General features: G+C 74.7%; 9 protein-coding genes. 6 read left to right on the forward strand and 3 right to left on the reverse strand.

Annotated features, from left to right (window positions below; all coding sequences use genetic code 11):
• Positions 1 to 40 precede the first annotated feature (40 nt).
• Complete coding sequence (locus ACFYYT_RS01895; RefSeq protein ID WP_351830317.1) at positions 41 to 982, reverse strand: NAD-dependent epimerase/dehydratase family protein; 942 nt, start codon at positions 980 to 982, stop codon at positions 41 to 43.
• A gap of 249 nt (positions 983 to 1,231) precedes the next feature.
• Between ACFYYT_RS01895 and ACFYYT_RS01900 the strand changes: the two genes are divergently transcribed.
• The 4 genes from ACFYYT_RS01900 (at position 1,232) to ACFYYT_RS01915 (ending at position 8,004) form a co-directional block, all read left to right on the forward strand.
• On the forward strand, positions 1,232 to 2,755 hold the full coding sequence (locus ACFYYT_RS01900) for an aminopeptidase P family protein (protein ID WP_351830320.1): 1,524 nt from the start codon (positions 1,232 to 1,234) through the stop codon (positions 2,753 to 2,755).
• A gap of 559 nt (positions 2,756 to 3,314) precedes the next feature.
• Positions 3,315 to 4,256 (forward strand): oxygenase MpaB family protein, encoded by a 942-nt coding sequence (locus tag ACFYYT_RS01905; protein WP_351830321.1) that lies wholly within the window; start codon positions 3,315 to 3,317, stop codon positions 4,254 to 4,256.
• Positions 4,238 to 6,412, forward strand: a complete 2,175-nt coding sequence (locus ACFYYT_RS01910; protein WP_351830324.1) for a tetratricopeptide repeat protein — start codon at positions 4,238 to 4,240, stop codon at positions 6,410 to 6,412. The genes ACFYYT_RS01905 and ACFYYT_RS01910 overlap by 19 nt, the downstream gene beginning before the upstream one ends.
• Positions 6,409 to 8,004, forward strand: coding sequence for an NAD(P)/FAD-dependent oxidoreductase (locus tag ACFYYT_RS01915; RefSeq protein WP_351830327.1), 1,596 nt, complete (start codon positions 6,409 to 6,411; stop codon positions 8,002 to 8,004). Before ACFYYT_RS01910 ends, ACFYYT_RS01915 begins: the two co-directional genes overlap by 4 nt.
• A gap of 38 nt (positions 8,005 to 8,042) precedes the next feature.
• Here ACFYYT_RS01915 and ACFYYT_RS01920 read toward each other — a convergent pair whose 3' ends face one another.
• Entirely contained in the window at positions 8,043 to 8,486 is a 444-nt protein-coding gene (locus ACFYYT_RS01920) for a nitroreductase family deazaflavin-dependent oxidoreductase (protein WP_351830330.1), read from the reverse strand.
• A 136-nt stretch (positions 8,487 to 8,622) separates the two neighbouring features.
• On the opposite strand from ACFYYT_RS01920, the gene ACFYYT_RS01925 reads away from it, so the two are divergent.
• Complete coding sequence (locus ACFYYT_RS01925) at positions 8,623 to 9,000, forward strand: VOC family protein (RefSeq protein WP_351830333.1); 378 nt, start codon at positions 8,623 to 8,625, stop codon at positions 8,998 to 9,000.
• 3 nt (positions 9,001 to 9,003) lie between these two features.
• On the opposite strand, the gene ACFYYT_RS01930 is transcribed toward ACFYYT_RS01925, so the two are convergent.
• Positions 9,004 to 10,833, reverse strand: coding sequence for a serine hydrolase (locus ACFYYT_RS01930; RefSeq protein ID WP_388606768.1), 1,830 nt, complete (start codon positions 10,831 to 10,833; stop codon positions 9,004 to 9,006).
• A 147-nt stretch (positions 10,834 to 10,980) separates the two neighbouring features.
• Here ACFYYT_RS01930 and ACFYYT_RS01935 point away from each other — a divergent pair, with 147 nt between their 5' ends.
• Positions 10,981 to 12,087 (forward strand): nitronate monooxygenase family protein, encoded by a 1,107-nt coding sequence (locus ACFYYT_RS01935; RefSeq protein ID WP_351831561.1) that lies wholly within the window; start codon positions 10,981 to 10,983, stop codon positions 12,085 to 12,087.
• The last annotated feature ends 1 nt before the right edge of the window (position 12,088 follow it).

The raw sequence follows: 12,088 nt of genomic DNA on the forward strand, positions 1-12,088 counted from the left end.
GTCGCCGGATCCCTCGTGCGGTCCTTCTCGGTCACCGTGGTCACCCGCCGTCGCCCGGGCGCGCGCGCCACCACTCCACCGTCGCCTTGACCTGTGCGTCGAGGGGGGTGGCGCGGAGCGCGAACGCGGCTTCGTAGGCACGGGAGTCGAGCGTGAAGGGCCGGTCGAACTGGTAGCGGATCTCCTTCAGCTCGCGCATCAGCGGGGAGAACAGCGAGGCCAGACCCAGCACCGCCGGAGGCAGCCCGCGTACGGCGACCGGCGCCGTGCCCGCTTCGGCGGCCAGGGCGTCGACCATCGCGCGCACCGACCGGGCGGGCCCGGTCGGGACGTGCCAGGCGCGGCCCCAGGCCCGTTCCTCGCCCGCCACTTCGGCCAGGGCCGCGGCCACGTCGGGCAGGTAGCTCCAGCTGTGCGGGGCGTCCGGATCCCCGAGGGCGGAGACGGACTTGCCGTGCAGCAGCCGGGGCATGACCCGGGCGGCGAGGTGCCCGCCGTCGGTGACGCCGGGGCCGAAGAAGTCCGAGGCGCGCACCTCCACCGCCCGCAGCCGCCCCTCCTCGTGCAGCCGTCGGGCCTGCTCCCAGACGGCGGCGCGGACCCGGCCCTTGGGACCGGTCGCGGCGAGCGGCAGCCCCTCGGTCAGGGGGCCCTCGACGGGACCGTAGCCGTACAGGTTGCCGAGCAGGACCAGGACGGCTCCGGTGGCCTCGGCGGCCGCGCAGACCGAAGAGGCCAGCCCGGGCAGCTCCTGGACCCAGCGGTGGTAGGGCGGTGCGGCGCAGTGGTGGAGGGCGGTCGCGCCCCGGACGGCCTCGGTCAGCCGGGCGGCGTCCGAGGCGTCCAGCGCGACGTGCTCGATGCCCGGCTCCGCGGGGCGTCCGTTCCTGGTGACGACCTTGACGGTGTGGCCCCGCTCGGCGAGCAGCCGGGCGGTGGCCGCCCCCGCGGGACCGAACCCTATGACGACATGAAGATTCACGCCTGAACACTAACGCGGGGCCGGGGGAGCGCCCCAGCCCGGCCAGCTCGGGCATCGGGTCTCGGACGCAAGTTGACGCACTATCGCCCCGTTAGGGCCCTTGCGGGGGCCGGAAAACCGCCGCGAGATCAATTCCCGGCCGCCCCGGCGGGGTCCGTGCCACGATGGCGGACGGCTCCCTCCGGCCCAGGAGGAGTTTTCCGGATGTGAACAGACCGGATGTGAACAGAAGCGATCCAGGAGGCAGTCGTGACCGCACGGTCGTCCGAGAGCTCGACCGGGAGCCCGGCCGGGAACCCCACCGAGGGCTCGTCCCAGGGCCCGGCCGAGACCTCGGCCGGGGCTCCGGCCGAAGCCCCGTCCGGCAAGGAGCGGCCCGGGCCGCGCCGACGGCTGAGCGACGAGCTCGCCGAGAACATGAAGCGGGGCTGGGCCGACACCGAGCGGCACGACATACGTCCCCTTCCGCAGGCCGCCCACACCGCCCGCCGCAGAGCGGCGCTCTCCGCCCGCTTCCCCGGCGAACGCCTCGTGGTTCCCGCGGGAAACCTGAAGGTCCGCGCCAACGACACGCACTACCCCTTCCGCCCCTCCTCCGAGTACGTCCACCTGACCGGCGACCAGACCGAGGACGGCGTCCTGGTCCTGGAACCCGGCGCGGAGGGCGGCCACCGGGCCACCCTCCACCTGCTGCCCCGGTCCGACCGGGAGAACGGCGAGTTCTGGCTCACCCCCCGAGGGGAGCTGTGGGACGGCCGCCGCAACAGCCTCGCCGAGAACGAGCGGCTCCTCGGGCTGCCCGCGCGGGACGTCCGCACCCTGGCCGCCGCCCTGGAGGAGGCCACCGGCCCCGTCCGCGTACTGCGCGGCCACGACGCCGGGATCGAAGAGGCGCTGCGGGACAAGGTCACGGCCGAGGCCGACGAGGAACTGCGCGTGTTCCTCTCCGAGGCGCGCCGCGTCAAGGACGACTTCGAGATCGCCGAGCTGCGCCACGCCTGCGCGGCCACCGCCCGCGGCTTCGAGGACGTCGTACGCGTCCTGGACCGGGCCGAGGCCACCTCGGAGCGCTACATCGAGGGCACCTTCTTCCTGCGCGCCCGCGTCGAGGGCAACGACGTCGGCTACGGCACGATCGCCGCCGCCGGCGCCCACGCCACCACCCTGCACTGGGTCCGCAACGACGGCGAAGTCCGGCCGGGCGACCTGCTGCTGCTCGACGCCGGTGTGGAGACCCGCACCCTCTACACCGCCGACGTCACCCGCACCCTGCCCGTCTCCGGCACCTTCACCCCGCTCCAGCGCACGATCTACGACGCCGTGTACGAGGCCCAGGAAGCCGGCATCGCCGCGGTGAAGCCGGGCGCCGTGTTCCGTGACTTCCACGATGCCGCGCAGCGCGTGCTCGCCGGGAAGCTCGTCGAGTGGGGCCTGCTGGAGGGCCCCGTCGAGCGCGTCCTGGAGCTGGGCCTGCAACGCCGCTGGACCCTGCACGGCACCGGCCACATGCTCGGCCTCGACGTCCACGACTGCGACCGCGCGCGGGCCGAGGCGTACGTGGACGGCACGTTGGAGGCCGGCGTCGTGCTCACCGTCGAACCGGGTCTGTACTTCCAGGCCGACGACCTGACCGTGCCCGAGGAGTACCGGGGCATCGGCGTCCGGATCGAGGACGACCTGCTCGTCACCGAGGACGGCAACGAGAACCTGTCCGCCGCGCTGCCGCGCCGGTCGGACGAGGTCGAGGCGTGGATGGCCCGCCTCAAGGGCTGACGCGACCACCTCCCCCCAGTACCTCGAAGGGCCCCGCACCGGCAGCCGCGGGGCCCTTTCGCGTGCCCGCGTCCGCCACCGCTGCGCACCCGTGAAACGCGAGGTCATGAAGCCGCCGAGCGGCCGCCGAGCCGGAAAACGGGCCCGGCCGTGGGACAGGATGCAGGTGCGGGAGCCGACGCCCCCCTTACCCCCTCGCGCGGCCCCAACCCGCTTGGGCCGCAGGCGGGTTCCCCCCCCCCACACACACACACCGGCCGCACCAGATCCCAGGAAGCCCTCATGAGTCCGACCGCCTCACCGCGCGCCGCAGCGCGCACCGTCCTCGTCGTCGCCGGCCGGGGCGCGGACCGGCTCACCGAACGGCTGAGGCATTCCCCCGGGCACTGCCTTGAGTGATCCTGCATGATCCCATTGCTCCCTTGGAAAATTCCCAACTGTCGGGCTATGGACTGGAATTTCCCGCCGGAAACCATAATTGACCATGGAATCTGCCCATATCGTGAAGGGCGGATGGGCCGGTCCCCGCCCGGGTAGGCTCCCCGCCGGGAGGCCGGCCATGAGCGCAGCTTCGTACGGGGGAGCGGACCCGGGGCTGTACGGGCCCGCGTCCGTCACCTGGCAGTGCCACGGCGACCCGATCATGTGGATCGCCGGGGTCCGCGCGCTGTACCTCCAGGCCCTGCACCCGCGCGCCGTGCGCGGGGTCATGGAGAACTCCGACTTCGAGCGCGACGCCTGGGGACGGCTGCTGCGCACCGCCGACTTCGTCGGCACCCTCACCTACGGCACCACCGAGGCGGCCGAGCGGGCCGGCGCCCGGGTCCGGGCCCTGCACCGCCGGCTCTCCGCCACCGACCCGGACACGGGGGAGCGCTTCGCCGTGGACGACCCCGAACTCCTCTTGTGGGTGCACTGCGCGCAGATCGACAGCTTCCTGCACGTCCTGCGGCGCTCCGGCGTCCCCCTCACCCCCGCCCAGGCCGACCGCTACGTGGACGAGAACCGGGTCGGCGCCCGCCTCGTCGGCCTCGATCCGGCCGGGGTGCCCGACTCCGCCGCCGCGCTCGCCGCGTACTTCGCGGAGGTCCGCCCCCGCCTCGCCGCCGGGGCCGACGCCCACGCCGTCGACGCCTTCCTGCGGGCCCCGCCCGTACCCCGGCTCCTCGTCCCTGGCCGAAACCTGCTGTGGGCACCCCTCGCCGGACTCGCCTACGACGCGCTCCCCGGCTGGGCGCACGCGCTCTACGGGCGCACCGCACCGGCCCCGCCCGTCGTCACCCGGCGCCTGCGCCTCACGGGTCGCCTGCTGCGCAGCATTCCCGCAGGTCTACGCTGGCAGCTGCCTCCAGGTCACATCTTGAAAGCGATGCGCCGACTGGGCGCAGGGAGCCGCCCCTCCGCGTACACACTGCGAACATCAGCGGCCATACTGGACCGGCCTGGGAGGGCGCGGCACGACGACGGGGGCGGCTTTAAGACATGGCGGAGTCCAGACTGATCCAGGGCCGGTACCGGTCACTCGATCTGATCGGGCGCGGCGGCATGGGCGAGGTGTGGCGCGCCCGCGACGAGTCGCTCGGCCGGCAGGTCGCGGTCAAGTGCCTCAAGCCCATCGGGCCCGAGCAGGACGCCCACTTCACCCAGGTGCTGCGCGAGCGCTTCCGGCGCGAGGCGCGGGTCGCGGCCTCGCTCCAGCACCGGGGCGTCACCGTCGTCCACGACTTCGGCGACGACAGCGCGGCCGGCGGTCCCCTCTACCTAGTCATGGAACTCCTGGAGGGCCGCAACCTCAGCCAGCTGATGGAGGACAACGACTCCCGCCCGCTGCCGGTGGACGTGGTCCTCGACATCGCCGAGCAGATGGCCGCCGCCCTCGGCTACACCCACGACCAGGGCGTGGTCCACCGCGACCTCAAGCCCGCCAACATCATGCGGCTCACCGACGGCACGGTGAAGATCTGCGACTTCGGCATCGCGCGCCTTGCCCACGACATCGGTTTCACCGCCAAGCTCACCGGCGGCGGCATGGCGATGGGCACTCCGCACTACATGTCGCCCGAGCAGATCGCGGGCGGTGAGGTCGATCACCTCAGCGATCTGTACTCGCTCGGCTGCGTCCTCTACGAGATCGCCACCGGAGCGCCGCCGTTCGACCTCGGTGACTCCTGGTCGGTGCTGGTCGGGCACCGCGACTCCGTGCCCGTGCCGCTGCGCGAGCACCGCCCCGAGCTGCCCGCCCACTTCGAGCGGCTCGTCCTGGAACTCCTTGCCAAGCGCCCCGAGGACCGGCCGGGAGACGCCCGCCACCTCCACCGGCGGCTGGTCGAGGCCCGGTTCGGCGCGGGCGGCCCGCCCGTCGCCCCCGCGCCGCTGCCCGGGTGGGCCCAGGGCATGACCGCGGGGCGCAAGGCCGGGATCGAGGCCCGGCCGGCCAGCGGGGAGTGGGCGGTGCTCACCGGCTCCTGGACCGCGGCCCGCCCGGTGACGGCCCCGGGCGGGACCTCCGGCCCCGGCCCGGCGGCCCCGCTGCCCGCCATCGGCCCGGGCCCGGCGCGGCTGCCCGGCCCCGGCTCCGGCTCCGGCCCCGGCCCCGGCTCCGGTGAGCAGCGGATCCTGCGGCCCGCGCCCGCCGAGGACCCCCGGCTCACCGCCGCGTACGGTCTCGCCCACACCCCCGGGACCGGCCCCGGGCGCGCCGACGCCCTCGACGCCGGGCACACCCGCGCGTTCCACCTCAGCCGGGCCGGCCGTCCCGAGGAGGCCCTGGCCGTGTACGCGGCGGTGGCGCAGGGGCGGGCCCGGGTGCTGGGCCCCGACCACCCGGACACCCTCGCGGCCCGCCAGGAGGAGGCGTACGAACTCGGGCGGCTCGGCCGCCACGGCGAGGCGCACGAGATCTACGCCGCGGTGCTCGCCGCCCGGATCCGCACCACGGGCCCGCGCCACCCCGACACCCTGCGCTGCCGGCACAACCTGGCCTGCGCGCTCGGCGCCCTCGGCCGGCACGCCGAGGCCCACGCGGCCGCCGCCGACGTGGCCGCCGAGCGCGCCGCCGTGCTCGGCGCCGAACACCCCGACACGCTCCTGACCCGGTACGAGGCCGCGTACGCCCTGGGCCGGCTCGGCCGCTGGGAGGAGGCCCTCACCGGCTTCCGGCACGTCGCCGCCGTACGGGAGCGCGTGCTCGGCCGGGACCACCCCGACGCCCTCGCCGCCCGCTACGAGACCGGTATCGCCCTCGGCCGCACGGGCCGCGCCGCCGAGGCCCTCGACCTGTTCGCCGCCCTGGTCCGCGACCGCACCCGCGCCTACGGCGCCGCCGACCCGGAAACCCTGCGCGCCCGGCACGTCCTCGGCGTCAACCTGGGCCGACTGGACCGCTGGGAGGAGGCCGTGGCCGAAGCCCGCGCCGTGGGCGCCGCCCGCGCCAAGGCGCTGGGCGCCGAGCACCCCGACACCCTGGTCAGCCGGCGCGAACTCGCCGTGGGCCTGGGCCGGCTGGGCCGCTGGGACGAGGCACTGCCCATCTACCGGGACCTCTCCGGCATCCGCGAGCGGTCCCTGGGCGACGAACATCCGGACACCGCGCTGGCCCACGCCGACGAGGCACACTGTCTGGAGCGGCTCGGCCAGGTGTGCTACCAAGAGCCATGACAGCCACGAGGGTCGCCCGGGGATTCGCGCACGAGGTGTACGACGCCGTGATCGTGGGGGGCGGCCACAACGGCCTGGTCGCCGCCGCCTACCTGGCGCGGGCGGGCCGCTCGGTCCTTGTCCTGGAGCGGCTCGGGCACACCGGCGGGGCCGCCGTCTCCACCCGCCCCTTCGCCGGCGTCGACGCCCGCCTGTCGCGCTACTCCTACCTCGTCTCCCTGCTCCCCGCGAAGATCGTCCGGGACCTGGGGCTGCGGTTCCGGGTCCGCCGGCGCACGGTGTCCTCGTACACGCCCCACACCCGCGGCGGAACTCCCGGCGGACTGCTCGTCGGCGGCGGCGAGGAGCGCACCCGCGCGTCCTTCGCCCGGCTCACCGGCTCCGACCGGGCCTACGAGAACTGGCGGGAGTTCTACGCGATGACGGGCCGGGCCGCCGAGCGGATCTTCCCCACGCTGACCGAGCCGCTGCCCACGCGCGAGGCGCTGCGCGCCCGGGTCGACGACGAGACGGCCTGGCGGACCCTGTTCGAAGAGCCCCTCGGCCGGACCCTGGAGGCGCGCTTCGCCGACGACCTCGTCCGCGGGGTCGTCCTCACCGACGCCCTGATCGGCACCTTCGCCGACGCGCACGACCCCTCGCTGGTCCAGAACCGCTGCTTCCTCTACCACGTCATCGGCGGCGGCACCGGCGACTGGGACGTCCCCGTCGGCGGCATGGGCGCGCTCACCGACGCCCTCGCCGAAGCCGCCCGGGCCGCCGGAGCGGAGATCGCCACCGGCCACGAGGCGCTGCGCATCCGCACCGACGGGACCGCCCCGGCCGAGGTGACCTTCCGTACGGCGGCGGGCGAGGGCACCGTCGTCGGACGCGACGTGCTGGTCAACGCCTCCCCGCAGGCCCTGTCCGCACTCCTCGCCGAGGAGCCGGACCCGGCGCGGCCGGCCCCCGAGGGGGCCCAGTTCAAGGTGAACATGCTGCTGAGCCGGCTGCCCCGGCTGCGGGACGCCTCCGTGGACCCCCGCGAGGCCTTCGGCGGCACCTTCCACATCGCCGAGGGCTACGAGGAGCTGCGCCGCGCCCACGCGGAGGCGGCGGCCGGGGAACTGCCCTCCGTACCGCCCTCGGAGATCTACTGCCACTCGCTGACCGACCCCTCGATCCTCGGGCCGGACCTCGCCGCGCGGGGCTGCCAGACGCTGACCCTCTTCGGCCTGCACACTCCGGCCCGGCTCTTCGAGAAGGACAACCACCAGGCCCGCGAGGTACTGCTGACGGCCACCCTGGCCCAGCTCGACGCGCACCTGGCCGAGCCGCTCACCGACTGCCTGGCCTTCGACGCCGACGGCCGCCCCTGCATCGAGGCGAAGACCCCGCTGGACCTGGAACGCGAACTGCGGCTGCCCGGGGGCCACATCTTCCACCGGGACCTGTCCTGGCCCTACGCCCCCCCGGAGGGGGGCGGTACGGGCCGCTGGGGGGTGGAGACCGCCCACCGCAACGTCCTGCTGTGCGGTGCGGGGGCGGTGCGGGGCGGCGGCGTCAGCGGCATTCCCGGGCACAACGCGGCGATGGCGGTGCTGGGCCGCTGAGGGCCCGTACCCGCGTCGGCTGAGCGCCCGTACCCGCGTCAGGAGGGCTCGATGACCACGATCGGGATCTCGCGGTCGGTCTTGGCCTGGTACTCGTCGTACGCGGGCCAGTGCCCGGTCATCACCGGCCAGAAGGCGGCCCGCTCCTCGGAGGTGGCGGTGCGCGCGGTGCCCTGGAGGACCTTCGGACCGACCTGGACGCGGACCCGGGGGTCGGCCTTCAGGTTCCGGTACCACAGGGGCTCCTCGTCGGCCCCGCCCTTGGAGGCGACGACGAGGTAGCGGCCGTCGTCCTCGCCGTAGATGAGCGGGGTGCGCACGGCCTCTCCGGAGACCCGGCCGACGGTGGTCAGCAGGAGGGTCTGGGTGCCGTTCCAGTGCTGGCCCTCGGCGCCGTTCGAGCCCACGTACAGCTTCACGTGGTCCAGCTGCCAGGTGCCCGGCTTGGGGTCCTTGGGGTGGTCCCAGTCGATGTCGGTCACAACGTCTCCCTGCCTTCGTGTCACACGGTCAACAGCCTCGACAACGAGCGTCAACGCCCCCGGGCACGGCCTTCATTCCTGCTGCTCCGCGCGGGTGAACCGGGCGGCCGGCGCGTCGGCAGCCTAGGCTCGTCGCATGATCGCAGAACTGCAGTGCGTGGTGCTGGACTGTCCGGAGCCGCTGCGGCTCGCCGAGTTCTACGCGGGTCTGCTGGGCGGGGAGGTCAACCGCCCGGACCGGCGCTGGACGCCGGACCGGGAGTGGGCCACGCTGCACACCCCGCACGGGCAGGTGCTCTGCTTCCAGCTGGCCGTCGGCCACCGCCCGCCCGCCTGGCCCGATCCCGAGCGGCCCCAGCAGTTCCACCTCGACCTCGCCGTCCCGGACCTCGACCGCGGCCAGGCGCAGGTCCTCGAACGCGGCGCCGTCCTGTTGGAACAGGGCCCGGCCACCCGCGACTTCCGTGTCTTCGCCGACCCGGCGGGCCACCCGTTCTGCCTGGTCCAGGGCTGACGGTCAGTCCGTCGAGCGGGTCCAGCCCACCGCCTCCACCCGGCCCGCGTCCGCCGGCCGGTCCTCGCTGAAGAGCAGCCGGCCCGGTTCGGCGACCCGCAGGACGTCCACGTACACGCCGCGGCCCACGTAACGGCCGGTCGCGGCGTGGCGGAAGCGGAGCCGGACCTCCTGTCCCGCCCCGGCGGGGAGCGGGGCCTCCAGCCGGTGCCAGACGCGGCCCGACCAGCCGCCCGCGCTGCCCGCCGGCCAGGACTCCGGGGAGCCACCGGTGCTGCGGACGGTGGTGAAGGGCAGCGGCTCCCACACCAGCCCGTCGGCCGAGGCCTCCAGATGGAAGGCGCCCGCCCCGGGCACGGTGTCCCACCACACGGCGCAGCGCAGCCGCGCGCCGGCGGTGCCCGGGGTGAGGGGCGGCAGGGTGAGGGTGCCCGAGCCCGCGGTCTCCATCCCCGAGTACCAGGCCGGCCCGCCGTGCCGGGTACGGACGGGCACCGCCCGGGCGAAGCGGTTCCCCGTGGCCACCCGGGGCGCGCTGCCGGCCCGCCAGGTGCGCACGGGGTGCACGGAGTTGCCGAGCAGGACCAGGAAGGAGTCGGTGGAGGGGTCGAGGACGAGCGAGGTGCCGGTGAAGCCGGTGTGCCCGGCGGAGTGCGGGGTGGCCATGGCGCCCATGTACCAGTGCTGGTAGAGCTCGAAGCCGAGGCCGTGGTCGTCGCCCGGGAAGGCGGTGTTGAAATCGGTGAAGAGCAGTTCGACGGAGGCGGGGCGCAGGATGCGCTTGCCCGCGTATGCCCCGCCGTCGAGCAGGGTGCGGGAGAGGACCGCCAGGTCCCAGGCGGTGCCGAAGACGCCCGCGTGGCCGGCGACCCCGCCGAGCGCGTACGCGTTCTCGTCGTGGACCTCGCCCCACACCAGGCCCCGGTCCAGCCCCGACCAGGGCGGCCGCTGCACCTCGGTCGCGGCGGTCACCCGGCGCCAGGACGCGGGCGGGTTGTAGCGGGTGCGGTGCATGCCGAGCGGGCCGGTGATCTCCTCGCGGAGCAGGACGTCCAGGGTGCGGCCGGTGATCCGCTCCAGGAGCAGCTGGAGCGTGATCAGGTTCAGGTCGGAGTAGCGGTACACCGTCCCCGGGGTGTCCTGCGGGCGCACCGACCACAGCAGGCGCAACTGCCCTGCACGGGTGGGCTCCTGGTAGAACGGCGCCCACGAGCGCAGCCCCGAGGTGTGGGTGAGCAGCTGGCGGACGGTGACGGCCTCCTTGCCGCCGCCGGTGAACTCCGGGAGGTAGCGGTCGACGGGCGCCTCCAGCTCCAGGCGGCCCCGCTCCATCTGCTGCACGGCCAGCAGGGAGGTGAACAGCTTGCTCAGCGAGGCCAGGTCGAAGACGGTGTCCTCGGTCATGGCGATCCGCTCGGCGGCGGGGAACTCGCGCGGCCGGTCGGTACGGCCGTCGTAGTCGGCGTAGCGGACCGCGTCGCCCATCGCCCGGTGCAGGGCGATGGTGCGGCCGCGCCCCGCGAGGACCACCGCCCCGGCGTAGTAGGGGTGTTCGGGGGAGGGCCCCAGGAAGCGCCGGGCCTCCTCGGCGACGCCCTCCAGATGGCGTTCCAGCAACCCCGCCTGCCGGGCGGAGCCGTAGCGCAGCCGCAGGCCCTGGAGGGCCCGCCGCTCGGCCGCGCCGCCGCCGCCCGCCGCCGCCGCGCCCGGCCCGGGCAGCGCGGCGTGCAGGACGAGCACCCCGCCCAGCGCGAGCAGCCGCGCCCCCAGCCGTCTGCGGCTGAGCCCGCCACCGCCGCCGGCCGCCCCTGATCCCGTACCCGAACCGCCCATGTCCGGCCCTCCTGTTCCTGCCCGCGCACGCTACTGGCTATCTGCCCGCCCACCGCGCACCCTCCGCACCGACCGGCCGTCAAAGAATCTGACACAGCATCAGAAAATCTCTTCCCTCGGCCGCCGCCCTGCGGCATCCTCACCGCCATGGAGACGGAGCTGAGCAAGAAACTGGGAGTCGAGCACGCCATCTTCGGCTTCACGCCCTTCCCGGCGGTCGCCGCGGCCATCACCCGCGCGGGCGGCTTCGGCGTCCTCGGAGCCGTCCGCTACACGGCTCCCGACGACCTCAGGCGCGATCTCGACTGGATGCAGGAGCACACCGACGGCAAGCCGTACGGGCTCGACGTGGTCATGCCCGCCAAGAAGGCCGTCGACGGAATCGGCGAGGCCGAGATCGAGGCGATGATCCCGCCGGGGCACCGGGCCTTCGTCCGCGACACCCTCGCCAAGCACCACGTACCCGAACTGGCCGAGGGCGAGGCCTCCGGCTGGCGCATCACCGGCTGGATGGAGCGGGTCGCCCGCGATCAGCTGGACGTGGCGTTCGACTACCCCGTCAAACTCCTCGCGAACGCCCTCGGTTCCCCGCCCGCCGACGTCATCGCGCGCGCCCACGACCACGGCGTCCTCGTCGCCGCCCTCGCCGGCAGCGCCAAGCACGCCCGCCGCCACGCCGAGGCCGGCATCGACGTCGTCGTCGCCCAGGGCTACGAGGCCGGCGGCCACACCGGGGACATCGCCACCATGGTCCTGGTCCCCGAGATCGTCGAGGCCGTCGCCCCCCTCCCGGTCCTCGCCGCCGGCGGCATCGGCAGCGGCGAACAGATCGCCGCCGGAATCGCGCTCGGCGCCCAGGGCGTCTGGCTCGGCTCCCTCTGGCTCACCACCACCGAGGCCGACCTGCACTCCCGCGCCCTCACCGAGAAGCTCCTGGCGGCCGGCTCCGGTGACACCGTCCGCTCCCGCGCCCTCACCGGGAAGCCCGCGCGCCAGCTGCGCACCGAGTGGACCGACGCCTGGGACGACCCCGACGGACCCGGCGCGCTCCCCATGCCCCTCCAGGGCCTCCTCGTCGCCGAGGCCGTTTCCCGGATCCAGAAGTACGAGGTCCAGCCGCTGCTCGGCACCCCCGTCGGCCAGATCGTCGGCCGGATGAACAGCGAACGCAGCGTCCGGGCCGTCTTCGACGAACTCACCAGCGGCTTCGAGCGTGCCATCGACCGCGTCAACCGCATCGCCGGCCGGGCCTGAG

Origin of the sequence: Streptomyces sp. NPDC002032, assembly GCF_042890765.1 — a bacterium.
GTDB lineage: Bacteria > Actinomycetota > Actinomycetes > Streptomycetales > Streptomycetaceae > Streptomyces.